The 22,034-nt window shown below is 33.8% G+C and carries 21 protein-coding genes; 19 read left to right on the plus strand and 2 right to left on the minus strand.

What is annotated here, in order from left to right; translation table 11 throughout:
- Positions 1 to 102 precede the first annotated feature (102 nt).
- The 5 genes from BN3657_RS04580 to BN3657_RS04600 are packed head-to-tail and all read left to right on the plus strand — an operon-like array spanning position 103 to position 7,774.
- Positions 103 to 474: a helix-turn-helix domain-containing protein gene (locus BN3657_RS04580; protein ID WP_062551949.1), complete on the plus strand. Its 372-nt coding sequence runs from the start codon at positions 103 to 105 to the stop codon at positions 472 to 474.
- Between the two features lie 16 nt (positions 475 to 490).
- Positions 491 to 2,050 carry a type I restriction-modification system subunit M gene (locus BN3657_RS04585; protein ID WP_062551950.1) on the plus strand — a complete coding sequence of 520 codons (1,560 nt, stop codon included), beginning with the start codon at positions 491 to 493 and terminating at the stop codon, positions 2,048 to 2,050.
- Positions 2,047 to 3,207 (plus strand): restriction endonuclease subunit S, encoded by a 1,161-nt coding sequence (locus tag BN3657_RS04590; protein WP_082676827.1) that lies wholly within the window; start codon positions 2,047 to 2,049, stop codon positions 3,205 to 3,207. The genes BN3657_RS04585 and BN3657_RS04590 overlap by 4 nt, the downstream gene beginning before the upstream one ends.
- Positions 3,207 to 4,670, plus strand: a complete 1,464-nt coding sequence (locus BN3657_RS04595; protein WP_062551951.1) for an FRG domain-containing protein — start codon at positions 3,207 to 3,209, stop codon at positions 4,668 to 4,670. The genes BN3657_RS04590 and BN3657_RS04595 overlap by 1 nt, the downstream gene beginning before the upstream one ends.
- 5 nt (positions 4,671 to 4,675) lie before the next feature.
- Positions 4,676 to 7,774: a type I restriction endonuclease subunit R gene (locus BN3657_RS04600; protein WP_062551952.1), complete on the plus strand. Its 3,099-nt coding sequence runs from the start codon at positions 4,676 to 4,678 to the stop codon at positions 7,772 to 7,774.
- Between the two features lie 1,227 nt (positions 7,775 to 9,001).
- Here BN3657_RS04600 and BN3657_RS08510 read toward each other — a convergent pair.
- Positions 9,002 to 9,139 carry a hypothetical protein gene (locus BN3657_RS08510; protein ID WP_154664289.1) on the minus strand — a complete coding sequence of 46 codons (138 nt, stop codon included), beginning with the start codon at positions 9,137 to 9,139 and terminating at the stop codon, positions 9,002 to 9,004.
- Between the two features lie 226 nt (positions 9,140 to 9,365).
- Here BN3657_RS08510 and BN3657_RS08615 point away from each other — a divergent pair, with 226 nt between their 5' ends.
- From BN3657_RS08615 to BN3657_RS04660, 14 genes are all read left to right on the plus strand, one after another.
- On the plus strand, positions 9,366 to 10,157 hold the full coding sequence (locus BN3657_RS08615) for a recombinase family protein (RefSeq protein WP_062551953.1): 792 nt from the start codon (positions 9,366 to 9,368) through the stop codon (positions 10,155 to 10,157).
- Between the two features lie 274 nt (positions 10,158 to 10,431).
- Positions 10,432 to 10,701, plus strand: a complete 270-nt coding sequence (locus tag BN3657_RS08720; RefSeq protein ID WP_407675503.1) for a zinc ribbon domain-containing protein — start codon at positions 10,432 to 10,434, stop codon at positions 10,699 to 10,701.
- A gap of 111 nt (positions 10,702 to 10,812) precedes the next feature.
- Positions 10,813 to 11,166, plus strand: coding sequence for a hypothetical protein (locus BN3657_RS08620; protein ID WP_062551954.1), 354 nt, complete (start codon positions 10,813 to 10,815; stop codon positions 11,164 to 11,166).
- A 370-nt stretch (positions 11,167 to 11,536) separates the two neighbouring features.
- Complete coding sequence (locus tag BN3657_RS08555; RefSeq protein ID WP_098039833.1) at positions 11,537 to 11,683, plus strand: CD1871A family CXXC motif-containing protein; 147 nt, start codon at positions 11,537 to 11,539, stop codon at positions 11,681 to 11,683.
- Entirely contained in the window at positions 11,676 to 12,569 is an 894-nt protein-coding gene (locus tag BN3657_RS04615; protein WP_062552547.1) for a 4Fe-4S binding protein, read from the plus strand. The genes BN3657_RS08555 and BN3657_RS04615 overlap by 8 nt, the downstream gene beginning before the upstream one ends.
- A complete protein-coding gene (locus tag BN3657_RS04620) occupies positions 12,553 to 13,122 on the plus strand; it encodes a TlpA family protein disulfide reductase (protein ID WP_062551955.1) in 570 nt (189 codons plus the stop codon). The genes BN3657_RS04615 and BN3657_RS04620 overlap by 17 nt, the downstream gene beginning before the upstream one ends.
- 217 nt (positions 13,123 to 13,339) lie before the next feature.
- Positions 13,340 to 14,947 carry a hydroxylamine reductase gene (gene hcp / locus BN3657_RS04625; RefSeq protein WP_222859624.1) on the plus strand — a complete coding sequence of 536 codons (1,608 nt, stop codon included), beginning with the start codon at positions 13,340 to 13,342 and terminating at the stop codon, positions 14,945 to 14,947.
- Positions 14,948 to 15,262: 315 nt separating this feature from the next.
- On the plus strand, positions 15,263 to 16,267 hold the full coding sequence (locus BN3657_RS04630; protein ID WP_062551957.1) for a methionine ABC transporter ATP-binding protein: 1,005 nt from the start codon (positions 15,263 to 15,265) through the stop codon (positions 16,265 to 16,267).
- Positions 16,267 to 16,920: a methionine ABC transporter permease gene (locus tag BN3657_RS04635; RefSeq protein ID WP_062551958.1), complete on the plus strand. Its 654-nt coding sequence runs from the start codon at positions 16,267 to 16,269 to the stop codon at positions 16,918 to 16,920. Before BN3657_RS04630 ends, BN3657_RS04635 begins: the two co-directional genes overlap by 1 nt.
- An 86-nt stretch (positions 16,921 to 17,006) precedes the next feature.
- On the plus strand, positions 17,007 to 17,843 hold the full coding sequence (locus BN3657_RS04640; RefSeq protein ID WP_062551959.1) for a MetQ/NlpA family ABC transporter substrate-binding protein: 837 nt from the start codon (positions 17,007 to 17,009) through the stop codon (positions 17,841 to 17,843).
- Between the two features lie 287 nt (positions 17,844 to 18,130).
- The gene (locus BN3657_RS04645; RefSeq protein ID WP_062551960.1) at positions 18,131 to 18,403 is read left to right on the plus strand and encodes a type II toxin-antitoxin system RelB/DinJ family antitoxin; all 273 of its coding nucleotides are present in this window, start codon (positions 18,131 to 18,133) and stop codon (positions 18,401 to 18,403) included.
- Positions 18,393 to 18,671 carry a type II toxin-antitoxin system YafQ family toxin gene (locus tag BN3657_RS04650; RefSeq protein WP_062551961.1) on the plus strand — a complete coding sequence of 93 codons (279 nt, stop codon included), beginning with the start codon at positions 18,393 to 18,395 and terminating at the stop codon, positions 18,669 to 18,671. The genes BN3657_RS04645 and BN3657_RS04650 overlap by 11 nt, the downstream gene beginning before the upstream one ends.
- 222 nt (positions 18,672 to 18,893) lie before the next feature.
- Positions 18,894 to 19,181, plus strand: a complete 288-nt coding sequence (locus BN3657_RS04655; RefSeq protein WP_062551962.1) for a hypothetical protein — start codon at positions 18,894 to 18,896, stop codon at positions 19,179 to 19,181.
- A gap of 174 nt (positions 19,182 to 19,355) precedes the next feature.
- Positions 19,356 to 20,618 carry a S1C family serine protease gene (locus BN3657_RS04660; RefSeq protein WP_082676828.1) on the plus strand — a complete coding sequence of 421 codons (1,263 nt, stop codon included), beginning with the start codon at positions 19,356 to 19,358 and terminating at the stop codon, positions 20,616 to 20,618.
- A 64-nt stretch (positions 20,619 to 20,682) separates the two neighbouring features.
- Here the strand turns inward: BN3657_RS04660 and BN3657_RS04665 are convergent, their stop codons facing one another.
- On the minus strand, positions 20,683 to 21,651 hold the full coding sequence (locus BN3657_RS04665) for a LysR family transcriptional regulator (protein WP_062551963.1): 969 nt from the start codon (positions 21,649 to 21,651) through the stop codon (positions 20,683 to 20,685).
- Between the last annotated feature and the right edge of the window lie 383 nt (positions 21,652 to 22,034).

The raw sequence follows: 22,034 nt of genomic DNA on the forward strand, positions 1-22,034 counted from the left end.
GTGGTAAAGAAGTAAATCTATCGGTTGACACAGTTGAGCAAACAGTATAAAATAAGTATGTAAGCTAACTAACTAATAATGGGGGTGATAAAGGTGGATGATTTGAAATTAAAAACGGAAAATGCTGAATTTGGTCAATATTTGCGTTCTGTCAGACAAGAAAAAAAAATATCAATTCGTCAACTTGCAAAAGCGGTGAGTAAAACACCTACATATATCAGCGATATTGAAAAGGGTAATAATAAACCTCCCGAAAGAGAGTTATTGGATAGAATAATTGAAGAATTGCATTTAGAAGAATTTCCAGACATAAGGAATAGGCTATATGATTTAGCTGCAAAAGAAAGAAAAGATGTTCCGGCAGATATTAAAGAATACCTAATGGAAAATGAATCAATATTAAAAATTATTAGAACGGCAAAAGAAAGCCCAAATGAAAAGCAAATCTGGGCAAAAGTATCGCAGATTATTTAATGGTGGAGGAATAAAAATGGCTGAATTAAGAAAAGATGATTTGTGGATAATGGCAGATAAACTCCGTAATAATATGGATTCTGCAGAATATAAGCATGTATGCCTTGGCCTTATATTCTTGAAATATATTTCTGATAGTTTTGAAAGAGCTTATCAAGAAATTTCTCAAGATGAATACGCCGACCCAGAAGATAGAGATGAATATCTTGCAAAAAATGTGTTTTGGGTGCCGCAGGAAGCACGTTGGGAAACAATTAAAAACAGTGCTAAAGATCCAACAATTGGTCAGGTTATCGATAATGCCATGTATGTGATTGAAAAGGAAAACTCTTCTCTTCGTGGCGTACTTCCTAAAGATTTTGCAAGAGCATCTTTAGATAAACGTTCTTTGGGTGAGTTGGTTGATCTATTATCTGAACTTGAGATTGGAAACGATAAGAACAAAGACACTTTAGGCTCTGTATATGAATATTTTCTTGGAAAGTTTGCACGTGCTGAGGGAAAACTGGGTGGAGAGTTCTATACTCCACGCAGTGTAGTTGAGTTAATTGTAGCTATGATCGAACCTCACGATGGTCGAGTTTATGACCCTTGCTGCGGTTCTGGCGGTATGTTTGTCCAGAGTGAACGTTTTGTAGAAGACAGAGAGGGACGAATTGACGGGCAATTAGCTATTTATGGGCAGGAATCTAATTATAATACTTGGAAACTTTGTAAAATGAATCTTGCTATCCGTGGAATAGAAGCAAACCTTGGTCAGCAAAATGCGGATTCTTTCCATAACGATCAGCATAAGAGTTTAAAGGCAGATTATATTTTGGCAAACCCGCCTTTTAATATTAGTGACTGGGGCGGCGAGCGTTTAATAGATGATCCAAGATGGAGTAAATACGGTATTCCTCCTACGGGTAATGCCAACTATGCTTGGATTTTGCACATGCTTTATCACTTAGCACCAAGCGGAACAGCAGGTTTTGTATTGGCGAATGGTTCTCTTTCATCTTCTACAATCAGTGAATACAACATTCGTAAAAACTTGATTGAAGATGACAAAATCGATTGTATTGTTACTTTGCCGGGTGGACTGTTCTCAACAACATCAATTCCTGTTTGCCTGTGGTTTATGGCTCGCAATAAGCTGAAAAACGGGCACCGTGATCGACATGGAGAAATTTTGTTTATTGATGCCAGAAATATGGAAACAGAGCCTTATGAAGACAGTCGTACGCAGAGGCAGTTGACCTCAAAAGCTATTGATGAAATTACCTCCGCATACCATTCTTTCCGTAATCATGAAAAGAAAGCAACAAAGGCAGATGGTACAGAAATTGAATATACTGATAAACAAGGATTTTGGAAGATAGCAACATTAGAAGAAATTCGTGAAAAAGACTATAATTTAACCCCTTCAAGCTATGTTGGAATTATTCCTTTGGAAAAAGATACGGAACCATTTTATGATAAAATAGATAGATTAACATCAAAACTTCTTCAAATCCATCAAGATATTGAAAGTCTTGATCGAGAAATTAAATTTCAATTAGAAAGAATAGATGAACGGAGGATGGGTGAATGAATACTATTTTAAAACCATTAACTCAACTATCTGAGATATTATCAGGAGGTACGCCATCAAAAAAAATCCCAGAATATTGGGATGGAGATATTCCTTGGATAAGTGCTAAAACGATGAAAATATCAAGGGTTTCGACATCAAACCTTCATATTTCCAAGGCGGGTTTAGAAAAAGGAAGTAAAATTGCACCTAAAGGAAGTATCTTAATATTGACGAGAGGTAGTGAACTATTTAATCGAGTTCCGATATGTTTTGTTGAAAGAGATGTTGCCTTTAACCAAGATGTAAAATGTATAATACCGCACAAAAATTTAGATGGAGAATTTCTATATTATTTTCTAACAAGCATACATGACCATTTGCTAAAAAGTATAGGAGTCACAGGGATTGGTGCTGGTAAACTTGAAACAAATGTCATTGAAAATGTACTGGTACCTTGTTTTCCAATTGAAATGCAAAAAGAGCTAGTAAAGTTTATCGGTATATATGATAAAAAAATTATAAAAAATGAAAATGAATTTGCTATTATGCAAGAAATTTTAAATGCTCTTTTTGAACATTGGTTTTTAAATCACAACTATGGAGTATCAAATGTATTAGATAATATTTTAGAAGTAAAAATTAAGAATAAAAACGAGGAGAATTATCCAGTTCTTTCAGTTGTAAAAGAAGGTGAATTTAAAGCATCCGAAGATGTATTTACAAAACAAGTTTATAGCAAGAGTACGAAAAACTATAAAATTGTTCGCCGCAATCAAGTAGCATATAATCCGGCAAGGGCAAATATCGGTTCTATTGCTATGCTCAAGGAGTATGATATTGGACTCGTTAGTCCGATCTATACTGTTTTTGAGATGAAGGATACTATTACTCCTACTTTCTTTTATTACTATATGAAGCAACCTATATTTCAGGAAATGATCAAACACCATGCCATTGGCACAACAAGGCAGAACTTCCCTTTTGAAGCATTTAAAATGTTTCCTATGGTTGTACCGCCGATGGAACTTCAATTAAAATTTGAAGAAATCGCAAAACCTATTGAACAGAAAATCGCAAAACTCAAAGAAGAAAACGAAGTCTTGGCAGAGATTAGAGATACCCTACTCCCAAAATTGATGAGTGGAGAACTGCCAGCGGAAGTGGGTGAGGAATAATGTATGAAAACTGTATTGGTGTAATAGGTTCTGTACAAGATTTTATTTGGGAAATTAAACTTTTAAATATGGGTACAGATACAGAACATCAATTATTTTATCGTGGTCAAAATGACGCATCTTTCGATTTAGCACCGAGCATTTTTAGGGATGGACGGTTAGATTATGAAAGCAAGATTTTTTCTGAAATTCTTGTGAATTGTCCAGAGGAATTTATTTCGCATAAAACTCCTTTTGAAAAGCTGACAAAAATGCAACATTATGAATTGCCAACTCGTTTGTTGGATATTACATCGAATCCATTAGTGGCATTATATTTTGCATGCCAAACTCGAAGCATACAGGTTAAATTGAAGGATATTATTGAGCAGGATGAAGAATGGTATAGAGAAAATACAGATCTGGAAGAGCTGAAAAATCGTTTGAAAGGATGCAGTAAGCTTGAAGATGCTGACGGGGAAGTATTTGTATGGATCGATACGCCACTATCGCCTGATGATCCAAAAGTAAATGTATTATCAGAATTAGCCAGAAGTTGTAAGAAAGGCTCACAGCTTGATTCTTTTACAAATGAAATTAATCGTTTTACAATTGAAAATCTCACTGAAGAAGAAGTGAAATCTATTTTACAAGATTTTAGTTATGTTACTGTGGTGTCCAGTCTGGATAATAACAGAATAAAGAGACAATCAGGGGCATTTATTCTTTTTGGTATGGTATACAATAACTTTGAAAGTGACCTGTATTCTAATAAGAATGTTCCATTCCATATTAAGAAAAAGAATATTGAATTAACAATAAATGCAAGGAATGCTTTGCTGGAAAAGCTTAAATTCCAAATAGCAGAGGAAAATGATGAAGATATTGATGAAGGAATGAAGGAATATATTAATAAACAAAATAAATTACTTACAGATAAAATACATTCTTATGTCATTCCAAAAGAAAGAAAAAAGTACATTCTGGAAGAACTTGATAAACTTGGGATTAGCCAGAAAACTTTGTTCCCAGAGATTGATCATCAAGCAAAATATATAATTAATTCTTTAGATAAAAAATCCGTTGTTGCTAAAGAGTATGATGTATTAAAATCAGAGATCGAGGAAATAAAAGAAAATAAAGAAAAGCATGTTGAAGAGCAAATTAACAATCTTGAACAGAAAAAAGAACTTGATAAAACAATACGAGCTAGCGTTACTAAGTATGATACAGTGATCGAAAAAGTTTGTGCTTCGATCGGATATAATAAGGCAACATCTAAACAAGTACAAAAAGATTTTGCTAATGCATCTGAACTTTTTTCTGCACCAGACTGGTATATTTTTGACTCTCAAAAAGCTACATACAGATTATTTATTAAGAAGTATTTTATTAATGATGGTATTTCAGCGGGTGAAGCAGAAAAAGCTGCTACTCAAATAGTAGAAAAACTGTCGGAATTAAAGTTTGTTAAAGAGAGGTGAATGAAGTGTCCAATTTTATAGAAAATGATCTTGAACAAGCTGTATTGGGGTGGTTTCAAGATTTGGGCTATCAAACTCAATATGGACCAGACATTTCACCGGGAGGAAGCTTTTCAGAGAGAGAAAGTTTTGGAGATGTTGTTCTGTACGCCAGGTTACATAGTGCATTAAAACGTATTAACAAACAATATTCTAATGATACGATTTCAGAACTGGTTAAAAAGATTACACGCCAGCAGAGCTTGTCTATTATCCAAAACAATGTTGCGTTTCAAAAATTATTAACCGATGGTATTGATGTAGAGGTTAAGCAGAAGGACGGAAGCATAAAAACCGAAAAAGCTTATATTTTTGATGCCAAAGATATTGAAAATAATGAGTTCTTGGCAATCAATCAATACACTGTATTTGAAAATGGAAAAGAACGCAGACCTGATATTGTTGCGTTCTTAAACGGTATTCCTGTTGTTGTAATAGAACTGAAAAATGCGACAAACGAAGAAGTGGATATTGTTGATGGGTTTAATCAGCTTCAGACTTATAAAAGAGATATTCCTTATTTGTTTTATTACAATGCCTTTATGATCACAAGTGATGGTATCAATGCAAAAGTTGGTACAATTACTTCTGATTTGGATCGATTTATGTTCTGGAGAACAATTGACGGAGAAAAAGAATCGGGACTTTCTTTTCCACAATTGCAAGTTATGCTGCATGGAATGATGAATAAAAAGAGATTTTTGGACCTTGTTTCAAAGTATAGCTTCTTTGTTCACGAGGAAGATAAATCTTTCAAAATTTTGCCTGGTTATCATCAATTTTTTGCTGTAAATAAAGCATTGTATACCACTCACTTGGCAACTTCTGAAAATGGAAGCAGAAAAGCGGGTGTAATTTGGCATACACAGGGTAGCGGGAAAAGTTATTCTATGCTCATGTATACTCGTCAATTGGTTTTAGAATTGAATAACCCGACCATTGTTGTTATTACTGACAGAAATGACTTGAATGATCAGCTGTTTACCACTTTTTCAAAAAGTGCCGATTATTTGCGTCAAACACCCAAGCAGGCAGACACAAGAAAGAAACTACGAGAACTATTAAGCGTTCAAGCTGGTGGCATTGTATTTACGACTATCCAGAAGTTTTCGCCAGATGAGAGTGACCAGTCGATGGAAGCACTGACTACCAGACGAAATGTGGTCGTTATAGCAGATGAAGCGCATCGCAGTCAGTATGGGTTAGAAGCAAAAGAAAAAGATGGCAAAGTTTCTTTTGGCTTTGCGAAACATATGCGAGACGCACTACCGAATGCTTCTTTTATCGGTTTTACGGGAACTCCTGTTGAGTTAAGCGATAAGAACACCCCTGCCCTGTTTGGTAACTATATTGATATTTACGATTTGACTCAAGCGGTTAAAGATAAAACTACTGTTCCGATTTATTATGAAAGCAGGATTGCAAAGTTAGATCTTCCGCAGGAATTAAAACCAAAGATTGATGATGAGTATGACAGCATTGTTGAGGGACAGGAAGAAACTTACGCTGAAAGCCAAAAGCGTAAATGGGCAAGGTTAGAAGCCATTGTTGGAACAGATAGTCGTATTGATGTAGTGGTGAAAGATTTTATCGCTCATTACGAACTTAGACAACAGGCGATTAATGGTAAAGTTATGTTTGTAGCTATGTCCAGAAAGATTTCAGTAAAACTTTACTCAAAGATTATAGAATACCGTCCGGAATGGCATAGTGATGACATTGCTAAAGGTACAATTAAGGTTATTATGACCTCTGCAGCATCTGATCCACCTGAATTTCAGCCGCATTCAACTACTGCTTCTCAGAAAAAGTTACTTGCAAAGAGGATGAAAGACGTTGAAGATGAATTAAAAATTGTTATTGTTTGTGATATGTGGTTGACAGGATTTGATGTACCTTGTCTTCACACAATGTATGTCGATAAACCGATGAGTGGTCATAATCTTATGCAAGCCATAGCACGAGTTAATCGTGTATTTAAAGACAAGCCCGGCGGTTTAATTGTAGATTATATTGGTATTGCGGATAATTTAAGAAGTGCATTAGCACAATATACACCGTCTGACCGAAAAACAACAGGTATTGATCCACAAGTAGCAATAGATCTCATGCTTGAGAAGTATGAGCAAATTCAAGTAATATTGCATGGATTGGATTACTCTTCTTACATAAGTGGCTCTGCAAGTAAACGAATGGCGTGTATTGTTTCTGGTGTGGATTTTGTTTTGGGTAAACCAGAAGATGAGAAAAAGGAATTTCTTAATTTGGTTGTAGAAATCGGTAAGGCATACGCATTATGCTCGACCTCTGAACAAGCTCAAGCAATCAATGTAGAGATTAGTTATTTTAAAGCCATCAAATCAGGTATTATAAAAATACTACCAAAGGACAAACAGAAGAAAACGAAAGATCAAATAGAATATGAAATTGGTCAATTGGTTTCCAAATCAGTTATTTCTGAAGAAGTCGTTGACATATTTGCTTCAGTTGGATTGAATAAACCGGATATTTCAATTTTATCTGATGAGTTTCTTGAAGAAGTAAAAGGACTGCCACAAAAAAATTTAGCTCTGGAACTTTTACGACGTTTGCTTGACGGTAAGATTAAGTCAATAGCTAAAAAGAATGTTGTACAAGCAAAGAAATTTTCTGAGATGCTTGAAGCCTCAGTAATTCAATATGAGAAACGTTCTTTAGAGACGGTAGAGGTTATAAAGGCTCTGGTTGATATGGCAAAAGATATGAATGAGCTTCATAAAAGAGGAGAAAAGCTAGGATTATCAGACGATGAACTGGCATTTTATGATGCAATTTCGTCCAATGAGTCTGCCAGAGATTTCTATGAAAATGAAGTTCTAAAACAAATTGCTAAAGAACTAACAATAAGCATTAAAAATAATATTAAAGTTGATTGGGATGTGCGAGAAAGTGTTAGGGCGCAGATGAGAATTACTGTAAAAAGGCTGCTCAGAAAATATAACTATCCACCGGATAAACAGGCAACTGCGGTAGATCTGATAATAGAGCAAGCTGAAAAAATGTGTGAGTCTGAATTAGATAAATAGTGATTGTAATTTAGACTGATTCCATATCGGTAACTTAAGTGCAAGTTGCACCGAAGCTGAGATTTAAATTTTGCATCAATCCTCGGTAATCTGCAGGGGATTGATTTTTGCAAAAAAACTTCCCGACAACTTGTCGGAAAGTTATTAGTCTGAGTATTTTCACTTCATCTCAAATTGGGATAAAGTTATCTTTCGGTGTATGGAATTTTAAAAATTGAACTTTGGACCAAGTTGGTTTGAAGTAAATAATAGATGTTAGAACTTTGTGCCAATTTGGTACGAAGTTGTTCTGTAAGAATTTCCAAGTTGGGAATTTTTTAAGCTGATATAAAGTAAATTACTACTTGGCAAGCAGTGTAAACCTGTACAGGTTCACTTATTTACGAAGATTCCCCCAGAGGAGAAATTTTCGCAAATTGCTTGTTGGGGAAGCATCCTCAATCCCCTTTGACCGCCACCTGCGGTGTCTCGGCTGTGCATTCATTCTGAACACTTTTACTTACTGACTTCTGCACAATTTGCATAGAAGTTCAATTTTCCATAAACGAAAAAATGAAAACATGGGAGAAGTTGCCCCTGATTATTTATGTGATGTATGGCAATCCACTTCCCAACAAATTGTCGGGAAGTCTTGTAGGCAACCCACTCACAAGTAACGAAAGTGGCAATGCTCGGATACAACTTCATCCCAAGTTTGGTGACAAACTTCGTGCCAACTTGGAACAAAGTTAAAAATGTAGGAAACAGAAAAAAGAAAATCACTTCGACATAATTTGTGTAGAAGTTGAAGGGCTGAGCTTTATGCTTGCGGACGAATTGGACACAAGACAGTGCTACTATTTTCTGAAAATCAACTTCGTCCCAAGTTGGGATGAAGTGCTACTGTGTAACTTGCACCAAAGTAAGGCGTAGAGATTTTGTGTTGCAAATTCTTGATGAGGCGTCTGGAATTTCGTAAATGTCAAAATGACTTTTGGATAATTTGTCCAGAGGTATCATCATGCTTCAATTAGAAAATCAAAAATATCCTTACTACGGCTTACGGTAAAATGAAAATCTGCTATTAGCTGCCTGTTCTCAACTTTGGAATATGCTCTTTGGCTGAACTTGACAAGATTGCTTATTTCGACATTTCATGCTATGATAGTTATAGATGAAAATTAAATACTGCTTCATACAAGATTTTATTGATGGGCAAGCCCCATATTTATACAAACATATTTTTAGTCAGTCCGAACTGTCGGAGCTGTTACATGGAAGCATCAAGTCAGATACAGAATCTTTTGTGTCTGTTATTGTTGCATCTGTGTAGCAGCTTTTTTCATTATCTGACTTTGAACCAAGTTGGTCCGAGGTCAGAACCACAGACAGAAACGGAGGGAACTATTTGATTGCAGTAATTCACAGAGGACAAAAATTCAAAGAAACTATGGAAGCTTTTCAGCAGAAACGAGCAGAGTTTATCGCACAGTGAATCAGAAGTTTTGACGCAGAAACCTTGTATGTGTTTCTGGAATGGATTCGTGGCAACGGCCATAAACTTGATAGAATAACTTGGATGGCGGTATGATATGAGCGGAGGTGACTACCCATGAAGAAACAGAGAAAAGTTGAAAAGGATAACCGTGGCGTTGCGATATACGCTCGTAAATTTCGTATCACCAATAAGGGTGACAGTATCGGTTTTCAATTCAAACAATGTGCGGATTACGCTAAAAAGGAATTGGGGTTGGATGAGGAGTATGAATTTTTACAATACGAGGACAAAGGACTCAGCGGATATTTTTCAGATAGACCGGATTTTCAGAGAATGCTGCATGATGTGCAGGACGGAAAAATCAAAGCAATCGTATGTTACAAGCTGAATCGTGCTGACAGAAAAACAGCCGACCTAATCCGCCTGATGGATTTCTTGGAAATGTACCATGTTAATCTCTTGATTTGCTCCAATGGTATCAATACTGCCAGCGGACTATATAAAATCTTTATTCAGATATTCGCTGTTATTGCGGAATTTGAAAGAGATACTCTGACAGAAAGAATTGTGGACAATATGATGGAACTTGCAAAGGATGGACGATGGCTTGGCGGCAACACGTCAATGGGATTTACTGTCCGTCGTGTAACAACCGAAAGCGGAAAGGGAAAATCAGCATACAGCTACTTAGAAAGCCTGCCGGAAGAAAAACGCATGGTTCAGCGTTTGTATGAAATCTTCAGAACCACTCGCAGCATCCAAAGTACTGCAAAACAGATGAATGCGGAAGGATTCCACACTCCTTCCGGTGCTGCATTTAACGCATCAACCACAAGATTAGTTTTGAGGAATCCCATCTATTGTACTGCTGATAAACACAGCTATGAATTATTTCATCGACCATGACGGTAATGTGTTTGGAGATATGACAGAGTTTGACGGAACTCACGGATTGTCGGCTTAGAATAAAACCGACCAGGAAAAGTACGAGGGCAGTGACAGCACATTTATCTCTACGAAATATGTTAAGACCATTGAAAACAAGCCTGTTAGCGAGTGGATTATTGCGGTCGGAAGGCATGAAGGCTTTATTCCAAGTGAACAATGGATTGAAGTGTAGGAACTTCTGGATGCTATTGCAGAGAAATACAATCGACCTCATAGAAAGACCAACGCATTGTTGGCGGGGCTGACGCATTGTCCTCACTGTGGCAGACGATTGAGTGTAATTTCCGAGTCCGACCGTTGGACGAATGGAAAGCCTCGATTTAAATATGTTTGTCTCGGTTATCGTAAAAAGGAATGTAATTTCAAAGCGGTAGATGGCGTTCTTCTGGACGAATATGTGGTTCAGCGGTTATCTGAATTATCGGATGAAAACAGCGAGCGTTTCAGAAGTATTCTGGAAATCAAGATTGAGGAAGTCTTGGAGCAGTCACAGACGGTATAGGGACACAATCTCATTAAAAAGAAACGTGACAAGCTGAAAGCAGATATTGCTGCACAGACAAGAAATCTGCGAGAAGCAGATGGCAGTATCAAGCAATTTATTCAAGAGAATTTGCAAAATCTGGCTGAAGAACTGAGGGAAGCGGAGCGGCAGATTTCAAAACTGGATGAAGGCAGAAAGAACAATATGATTGCTATCCGTGATTTGGAAATGACAAAAGAAAGGCTGCTCTCCTTTGCAGAATATGCAAAGGATGCGCAGCCGGAGATTCAGGTCACTTTGATCCAAACTATTGTAGAAAGAATTTATATTGTGGATAAGGATGACGAGCGTTACTGCCACATCTTTATCAAAGGCTGTTTCGGAGAAGATTACACCGGCTTCTTCCAGACAGCCGGTTACATAGAGCAAAAAACTACCCCTGTGTGTGATTCAGAACATTATTTCATTTACACAAAAGTATAGACGAAAAATAGTATTTAATCAATACCAAGATAGTTTGGGAGAAATATTTATTTAATTATTTTTTTACAATATGTCTACTGCTATATCCTTCAATTTTTATGCCTCTATTAAAATAATTTCTTTTGAAAGATGGCTTCCTTTAACGTTTCTTCTTTGTGTTTTTATTAGATAAATCATTTAAATATCCTTTTTGAATTTGGTTTTTTGGTCACTACTAATTTGTTACAAAGTTTACATGACTTTTCTTTAGTTTTATTTAGCTAACTTCATTTTACAAGCTCCCAAATTAATTTTATAAAAATTAAGAAAATAAAGTTTTCTTAACATTATCTTTACATCCTAAATGCTATACTACATGTGAGGTGAAAACATGAAGGATTTTGCGGAAAAGAAATTATCTTATCTTATGCTATTTTTATCTGTTGCCTCTATTATTTATGGAGCTTACAGACAGGAAGTGGATACTGTCCTTTCAAAGGCAATAAGAATTTGCTTGGAGTGCGTTGGAATTGGTTAATTTAATAAATCTTCTTAAAAACATTGGTAAAAGACGAAACATCTTTCAAGCTTCTTTTGCCTTTCTTACAAATTTACATATTCCAAATTTCTTAAAGGGAACTATTTACACAGGTAAGACAAAAAGCCTTTGTGTGCCAGGTTTAAATTGTTATTCTTGTCCTGGTGCAGCCTTTTCTTGTCCCATAGGATCCTTTCAAGCAATAGTTGGCTCGTCAAAATTTAATTTTGCCTATTATGTGACGGGACTTATGCTTTTGTTTGGAACTTTATTTGGCAGACTTATTTGTGGTTTTATGTGCCCCTTTGGTTTTTTTCAAGATCTTTTATATAAGATCCCCACAAAAAAATTCTCAACAAGGAAATTTGCTTTTTTAAAGTACTTTAAGTACTTAGTTCTAATTTTCGTGGTATGGCTTTTTGGAATATTTTTAACTGACGAATTGGGAGGAGCTTCTCCATATTTTTGTCAGTATATTTGCCCACAGGGGATACTAGAGGGAGGAATACCTCTATCGCTTGCCAATAAAAGTATTAGGGCTGCTCTTGGAAATTTGTTTAAGTTAAAATTCACTATTCTTTTACTTGTAATTTTACTTTCAATATTTTTCTACAGACCTTTCTGCAAATACTTGTGCCCTCTAGGAGCCTTTTATGCAATAAGCAACAAGTTTTCTTTTTATAAATATCATGTTGATGATAAATGTATTTCATGTGGAAAGTGCAAGAGAGTTTGTAAGATGGATGTTGATATGTCGAAAAATCAAAATGCTCTTGAATGCATAAGATGTGGTGACTGCATGAGAGCTTGTCCTACTTCTGCAATTTCTACCTCTATTAATAAAAATAGTATTGATGAAGGAGTTAGTTATGAAAAAAATATATAATAAATTATCTAAATTATTTGTCCTTTTAGTTTTATTAGTATCTTTAACCGCCTGCACAAGCAAGGCTCCTCAAGGAACTGAACTTTCAAGTGGTGATGCTTTTCCAAAATTTGATGCTGTTGACTTTAAGGGAAATCCCGTAAATAATGATGTTTTTAAGGACCATCCTGTTACTTTATTAAGTATTTGGTTTACAGGTTGTCAGGGTTGTATCGATGAAATGCCCGCTCTTCAACAAATTAGTGAAGAGTTAAAAGATAAAAATGTAAAGGTTATGTCAATTTGCCTTGACACTTACGAAGATAAAAAAATAAAAGAAGAGGCAGAAAAAATCCTCCAAGCTAAGGGTGTAAATTACACTAATCTAGCTGTTAAACCTTCTGAAGAAATTGATGCCTATCTAAAAAATCTAACAGCTTTTCCAACTAATCTTTTAATTAATAGAGAAGGAAAAGTTGTAGGAGATGTAAGTGTTGGTTCAGTTGATGATAAGGATAAAAAAGCTGAACTAATGAAAAAAATTGACGAAATAATTGCTAATGACGGAAAATAATCTAATTTATTTAGATTATTAATCACTTTTAGTGATTCCTCATTAATATACACCTATTTGAGACTCGTGCTAAGCATGGGTCTCATTTTTTTATAAAAATATAAGTGTTGCATATGCAACGGAAATTTTGAGAAACTTCCATTAAAATAGAATTAGATTTTGAGATGAAGGAATAATTTTTAGATATATAAAAATAGAAAGGATGAAAGATATGAATATGTTTTGTTATCAATGCCAAGAAACTTTTAAAAATAGTGGATGTACAAAAAATGGAGTTTGTGGAAAGACTCACCAAGTTGCAAATCTTCAAGATTTTTTAATTTGGATATCCAAAGGACTTTCTGAAATTGCAACAAAAACTGAAAAGGAAAATAAAGAAGTCATAGATAGAGTTATTTTAAATTTATTTACAACAATAACTAATGCAAATTTTGATGATGAACAAATTAGAGATAGAATTGTAAAAACTGTTGAACTTATGAATCTTTTAAGAGAAGACAAAGATTACAGCCAAGCTGCTAGTTGGTCTTCAGTTGATTTTGATGAAATAATGGAAAAAATAAATTCAGGTCAAGTTTCTGTTTTAAGCGAAGAAAATGAAGACATAAGAAGTTTAAAAGAACTAATCACTTATGGATTAAAGGGAATGGCAGCTTATACTAGACACGCAAAAGTTTTGGGTTATGAAAGTAAAGAAGTAAATGATTTTATAATAAAAACTATGGCAGAACTTTTAAAAGAAAAATCTCTTGATGAATTAATTGATCTAACTTTAAAAACTGGTGAAATGGGATATAAGGCAATGGCAACTCTTGATGAAGCCAACACAAGTTCTTATGGCAATCCAGAAATTTCTAATGTAAATATTGGAACAAGAAATAATCCTGGTATTTTGGTATCTGGTCATGACTTAAAGGATTTTGAAATGCTACTTGAACAAGCAAAAGATTCTGGCGTAGATATTTACACTCACTCAGAAATGCTTCCTGCAAATTATTATCCAAAGTTTAAAAAGTATGAAAACTTTGTTGGAAATTATGGAAATGCATGGTGGAAACAAAGGGATGAATTTGAATCTTTTAATGGACCAATTTTAATGACAACAAATTGTATTGTTCCTCCAAAGGATTCTTATAAAGACAAATTATTTACAACTGGTGCTGCAGGATACCCTGGATGTACTTATATTTCTGAAGATGAAAATGGCAAGAAGGATTTTTCTAAAATAATTGAATTTGCAAAATCTTGTAAGGCTCCAGAAGAAATTGAAAAGGGAGAAATTGTTGGTGGTTTTGCTCACAGTCAAGTCATGGAACTTGCCGACCAAGTTATTGAAGCTGTAAAAAATGGCGATATAAGTAAATTTGTTGTCATGGCAGGTTGTGACGGCAGAATGGCTGATAGAAATTATTATGAAGAATTTGCAAAAGAACTTCCTGATTCAGCAGTGATTTTGACAGCAGGTTGTGCAAAATATAGGTACAACAAATTAAATCTAGGGGACATCAATGGCATACCGAGAGTTCTAGATGCAGGTCAATGTAACGATTCTTATTCCCTTATTCAAATTGCACTTGCACTTGTTGATGCTTTTGGAGTTGATAGTGTAAATGATCTTCCAATTGCTTATAATATTGCTTGGTACGAACAAAAGGCAGTTATTGTTTTACTTGCACTTTTATCTTTGGGAGTAAAAAATATTCATCTTGGTCCAAGTCTTCCAGCATTTTTATCAGAAAATGTGGTCAATGTTTTAGTTGAAAACTTTGGAATTGCTGGAATAAGTAGTGTAGAAGAAGACATGAAAATTTTAAAAATAAAATAAATATTATGCTTGACTTTTAAAATATAAGCTAATATAATCATAAGTAATTTATAAATAAACTTTTGAGAAGAAGAGTAACTTAAAATTTTGATTAAAGAGAGCTTCGTTTTGGTGAAAGAAGTAGATAGATTTTTTGTGAACATGGCCTTCTCTAGGAGATATCGATATTAAATATTTACGGGACTTCCCGTTACAGAAGTAGAGTATGATAGTACTTGAAGAGGTTGCTTTCGCGAGAAAGTGATAAATTAAGGTGGTAACACGAGCTTTCGTCCTTATGGATGGAAGCTCTTTTTTTATTCTTGTGGAGGAAAAATGATTGAAGTAAAAAACTTAGTTAAAGAATTTAAAACTGATGGAGAAAGTTTTAGAGCTTTAGATAATGTTTCTTTCAAAGTAAATAGAGGAGAGATTTATGGTGTCATTGGTTTATCTGGTGCCGGAAAGTCTACTCTTGTTAGATGTATAAACAGGTTGGAAGAGCCAAGCTCAGGGGAAATTCTTGTCGATGGTAAATCCATTATTGGATTAGATGAAAAGGAACTTAGAGCTGCAAGAAAAGATATTGGAATGATTTTTCAGTATTTCAATTTATTTATGCAAAAAACTGTGGCAGAAAATATTGCTTATCCTCTCGAAATTTCAGGAGTGAGTAGAGAAAATATAAATAAAAGAGTTGATGAACTTTTAAAATTTATAGACTTAGAAGATAAGAAAAATTCTTATCCAGCAGAATTATCTGGTGGACAAAAACAAAGAGTTGCAATTGCAAGATCCATTGCCACAAATCCATCAATTTTACTTTCAGATGAAGGGACATCAGCTCTTGATCCGGCAAACACAAAATCAATTCTAAATCTTTTAAAGAAGATAGTTGATGAATTTGACATGACAGTAATAATGATCACTCATCAAATGGAAGTGGCAAAGGAAATTTGTGATAGGATTGCAGTAATGCAGGCTGGCAAAATAATAGAAGAAAATACTACTAAAGAACTATTTACAAATCCTAAGACTGCAGTGACAAGATCTTTTATAAAAAATCTAGAAGATGAAGTGGAAGAAGGTTATGTAAATGGTGCTGAATATAAGGGAGATGTCTTGAGATTATCTTATGCAGATGAAAATTATGACAAACCAATTCTTTCCCAATGTGTAAAAAAGTTTGAAATTGACTTTTCAATTTTGTCAGGAAATATTAATAAATTAAATGCAGCTAGTGTTGGTTATCTTACAGTTCAAATTCTTGGAAAAGATGACGAGAGAAAAAGAGCCATTGAATTTTTAAAAGAAAATAATGTAAATGTGGAGGTGCTTTGATGGACAGAGTAATTGATATAGTTTTACCAGCAATTCCACAAACTCTTGTGATGGTAATTGCATCAACAATAATTTCTCTTTTAATAGGTCTTCCTTTGGGAATAATACTCACAACTACAAGACCAGGAGGACTTACTGAATCTACAAAAGTGTATTCAATTTTAGACGGAATAATAAATATTTTAAGGTCCTTTCCCTTTGTAATCTTGATGATTGTTGTTTTTCCTTTATCAAGACTAATAGTTGGAAAGTCCTATGGAACAGCGGCAATGATAATACCTCTTTCAGTTTCGGCAGCACCCTTTGTTGCAAGATTGATGGAAGGATATTTTATTCAAGTTGATTCAGGAATAATTGAGGCAGCAAAGTCTATGGGATCATCTAAAAGAGAAATAATTTTTAAAGTCTTGATACCTGAAGCAATGCCAATGATAGTTACAGGAATAACTATGACAATTATAAATGTAATTGGTTATTCTGCCATGGCTGGTGTCATGGGCGGAGGCGGACTAGGAGACGTGGCAAATAGATATGGTTATCAAAGAAATGAACCACTAATACTTTGGTCAGCAGTTATTGTAATTATAATTTTGGTCCAAATAGTACAATTTGTTGGTAATTTATTGACAAAGAAAATAGATAAGAGAAAGTAAAAATATAGATAAAAGAAAATTTTGCAATAAACTTATTTAAAAGTTTTATTTATAAATAGTTAATAATTTTTTTGAGGAGGATATATATGAAAAATTTTAAGAAATTATTTTTATTAGGATCAGTGGTCCTATCACTTGCCCTAACAGGATGTGGCGGTGCAAAGAAAGAAGAAGCAGAAGCTCCTGCAGATGCAGACAATAAAATTGTCATTGGTGTTTCACCTACACCTCACGGAGAAATCATTGAAGGTCTAAAGCCAGAATTTGAAAAAGAAGGACTTGATGTAGAAGTTGTAAATTTTGACGATTACATCCAACCAAATCTTCAACTTGAAGCAGGAGATCTTGATGCAAACTACTTCCAACACAAACCATATCTTGACAGTTTTGTAGAAGAAAGAAATATTGAAAATCTTGATGTTCTTGCTTATGTACACATTGAACCAATGGCTTTATATTCTGAAAAATATAAGTCAGTTGAAGAAATCGAAGATGGTGCAGAAATTATCATTCCAAATGACCCAAGTAATGGTGCCAGAGCCTTAATTCTTCTTGAAGATGCAGGTTTAATTAAATTAAAAGACAAGACAAATCTTAATTCAACAGAAAAAGATATTGCAGAAAATCCAAAGAATCTAAAATTCACAGCAATGGATGCACCTTCAATTGCACAAGTTTATAAAGATGCAGGAGCTGCAGTTATAAATTCAAACTTTGCAATTGGACAAGGCCTCGCTCCAACTAAAGATTCAATTTTCTTAGAATCAACAGATTCACCTTATGCAAACTTAGTTGCAATTAGAAAAGAAGATGCAGAAAAAGAAAAATTCCAAAAATTCTTAAAGGTAATTAATTCTGATGCAGCAAAGAAATTAATAGAAGAAAAATTTGAAGGAGCTGTAATACCAGCTTTTGAAAAATAAAAAAGAATTTAAGAGATCCTTAGGGGTCTCTTTTTTAGTACCATAAATAGTATAAGAAAGGAAGTAATTCCTATCTTGCACTATTTTTGTATAATGAATAAGTAGTGTGACGAGGCGCTTTTAGGGTTAAAACATCCGATTTATCCCTACTGACAATTGGACTTGTAAATGATATGTTCACAGAGAAGAATAACGAAGAGTAATAAGGCATTCACTATATAATATAATGACAATGTATTGACTACGCACGAATTTGGTCATATAATAATCTCAAAGGAGATGATGAAATGGCTACAACAAATTTGAATATAAGAACAGATAAAGAAATAAAAGAAGCAGCAGAAAAAATCTATTCCAGTTTAGGATTAAATATGACTACTGCCATTAACATGTTTTTAAGAGCGAGTATTAGAGAAAGAGGCATTCCCTTTGAGTTAAAACTGGATGTTCCAAATGATGAAACCATACAAGCTATAGAAGAAGGAAGAATGATAGCAAAAGATAAGAGCGTCAGAGCTTACGATAATATGGATGACTTGAGGAAAGCCCTTGAAGTATAAAATAAAGTTTACTAAAAGATTTAAAAAAGACCTAAAGCAAGCTAAAAAACAAGGGAAAGATATTGAAAAGCTCTTTGATATTATTGAGAAATTAGCAGAAGATGAAACTCTTGATGAAAGATATAGAGACCATTCATTAACGGGAAATTACAAGGGGACTCGAGAATGTCATATAGAGCCAGATTTTTTATTAATATATGAAAAAATAGAAGAGGTTTTAGTATTATCTCTAGTAAGGACTGGCTCACACTCTGAATTATTTAAGTAATAACGATGAATTTAAAAAGATAGGGCTGGAATTAAATTGTAAAAAAGAAATTATTGTTGATACTAGCAATAATTGCATTCATCACACTTATAGTATCAATATACATGTCATATAAAACAGGAAGAACAGAGTATGAATGGATAATTGGTTCTATGCTTTTTGGTATAGGGTGTGGTAGTAAATACGTCAATGAGAAAAAAATAGAAAGCTAAGGAGGAAGTTATGTGGTTAATTTTTGGAATAGGTGCCATAATATTTGCACTATTAAATGTGATGACAACGATAAAAAATAAAAATGCAGAACGATATAGATTTTTGAGTTTATCTTTAACAGCTTTAACAGTATGTGCATTCTATTTTGATGGAGCTAGCCGTGTAATTAAAGAAGACTGGGGTGGTCTTATGGACATTATACCTACAATGAGCAAAGCATTATGGGTTCTAGTTATATTGTCTATATCTGTTAACTCTGTATCTATTTTTAAAAAGAAACGATTAAATAAAAATTGATTTTAAACTAATATTGAATAATGTTTACAGCACTTACTATTTGTAGGTGCTTTTTTTATGAGAGTAAAAGAAAAAAGATTTACATTCTTTTCAAAAAGCTTTGATAATTAATTCATTAATATTTCACAAATTAATACTAAGATAAAGTCATAAAATATGTTAGGAGGAATAATAATGGATAAAAATGATAAATACAGTAAAAACCAAGGCATGGGAAAGATTATAATAATTATTGCCCTTGTTTTTTCACTAATTGGTGGGATAATTGGTTCAGCAATTACAACTTATAAAATATTGCCACAAGCTGGAAATACAGAAGTTAGCAATAATGATTCTAATATAACAATTTCAGCCAAGGACAATGTTACAGTTGCATCTGCCGTTGCAAAAAAAGCCATGTCATCTGTTGTTGGTATTACAACTAAGGGAGTTCAACAATCATTCTTTGGTCAAGTTGAAGTTCAAGGTGTTGGTTCTGGTGTAATAGTTGACTCAAAGGGTTACATTCTTACAAATGCTCACGTTGTAAAATTAAACAATCAAGTTGTAAAAGATGTAACAGTAAGATTAAACAATGAAAAAGATTTGCAAGGAAAGACAATTTGGGCTGACGATATGATTGATCTTGCCATTGTAAAAATAGATACTGACGACAAATTAAATGTTGCAAGCCTAGGTGATTCTGATGCACTTTCAATTGGAGATCCTGCAATTGCAATTGGTAACCCAATATCTCTACAATTTTCTCAAACTGTAACTCAAGGTATTATATCTGGACTTGATAGATATGTAGGAGCAGTAAGTGGTGGAGGTTACATGACTGGACTTATTCAAACAGATGCCTCAATTAACGGAGGAAACTCCGGTGGAGCTCTTCTAAATTCTGAGGGAGAAGTTGTTGGAATAAATACAGTTAAGGTTCAATCAGCAGAAGGACTTGGATTTTCAATTCCAATTAACTTTATAAAGCCAATAATAAAACAAGTTATAGAAACTGGAAATTATAAGGAAATGTCCATGGGAATGTTAACTATGAATTTAAATGTAGCTTCTCAAGTTTTAAATCAAAAGACAAGTGTTGAAAAGGGAATTTTTGTTTACAAGGTTTATGATGGATCACCTGCATCTCTTGCTGGTCTTGAAGCTGGAGATATAGTTACAAAAATTGGAAAGTACGAAGTAACTGATAACGATGCTCTTAAATCAATTTTATACAAGTATCAAGTGGGGGATAAGGCTGAAGTAAAATACATTAGAAATGGAAAAGAAATGACTACAGAAGTTTCCTTTACAGACTACTCCATAGAAAATGACAAAGAAGCTCAAAAAGATTTAAAATCACAAAATCAAGAAAGAGCAGCACAAGAACAAGAAAGAGCACGAAGACAAGAAGAATTATTTAATAGATTTAGACAAGAATTTGAATCTGAATTTTAAGTAAATTTTAAATTAAAAGAATTTTTATAAAGTAAAAGTGACACCTAAAAGTGCCACTCTTGCTTTATTTTTTTGCAATTCTTTCAAGTTTATCTGCGTGAAAGGAGTTAAAATATTCTTCTAAAAGTTCGACAAATCTCTTGGCGTACTTAGTGATATACTTGTTTTTATTTTTTATGGTGTAGATTCCAAGAGTGACTGGCTTATTTTTTGAGTAAAGAGGAAAAATATTTATATCATCATCAAATTCTTCTACCCATCTTTTTATATTCATCTGAGAAATAAAAACTGCAGCCAAAGCTTTGTTACAAATTGATAGGGCAATCCTAGAATATCCAGTTTCAATATAATCCTTGGGCCTTACACCAGCTTCTTTAAAACTTTGATTAATTAGACTTCTAATTCTATTGTCTTGAGTATAAAGGAGGAAGGGTACTTCTTTAAAATCTTTAAGGTCCAATTTATTTAGAGATTTTTCTTTTAAAGTCTCTAAATCCTCAATATATTTTACAAGTAATCTGTCACTTACACATAGGTATAATTTTTCATCTAAGAGCAGGCGAGATTTAAGATTTTCATTTTGGTAATTTTCATCAATACTTATTGCCACATCTAATTTATTTTCTAGACACATTTCCTCAAGCTCTTGAGATTGTTTTTCGTGAAGGACTAGTCCCACCTTGGGAAATTCCTCTGTAAATTTCTCTATAATAGATGGAATAAACATGTCAGCACGAGGGGAAGAAGCTCCAATGACAAGTTTTCCAGTTTCTTCACTTTCCAGATCACGAATTTTATTTATCATGTCAGACTCATTGGTAAGAAGTCTTTCTGCATAAGCGAGATACTCTTCTCCAATAGGTGTTAACATTAGTTTAGGTTTTCTGAAGAAGAATTTTGTTCCATAATATTCTTCCAATCTTTTTATATGGTTTGAAAGAGTTTGTTGTGAAATATATAATTTTTCTCCAGTTTCATTCATATTTAGTGTCTTTGCAAGCTCTGTAAAGTAGTAAATGCTTTCGAAATTCATATTTCCTCCAATCAAAAATATTTTGTTATTCGTACAAATTTTTATTAATTTATTTTGTCATTATTTTATTATATACTATATCTAAGCTAATTGTGAAATAAATATTAAGAATCCCTTATAGTTTACCAGCTTTTTCCTTAATATCACAATTACCGGAATCCCCTTGCACCCACCTCCTTGGGTGCATTTTTAATTCAAAAAATAGTGTGAGAAAGAAAAAATTCTTATCTTACACTATTTTTTTGTTGAGAAATTTAAAATTTTGAAATAAAAGTGATAATTTTTATCAAAAACCCTTTACAAATATAAAATCATATACTATAATAAAAACAGTTAATGATAGTAAATGTCATTTAACAAAAATACTTTTGATTTTGGGAACC

Origin of the sequence: Peptoniphilus phoceensis (assembly GCF_001517665.2) — a bacterium.
Taxonomy (GTDB): domain Bacteria; phylum Bacillota; class Clostridia; order Tissierellales; family Peptoniphilaceae; genus Peptoniphilus_A; species Peptoniphilus_A timonensis.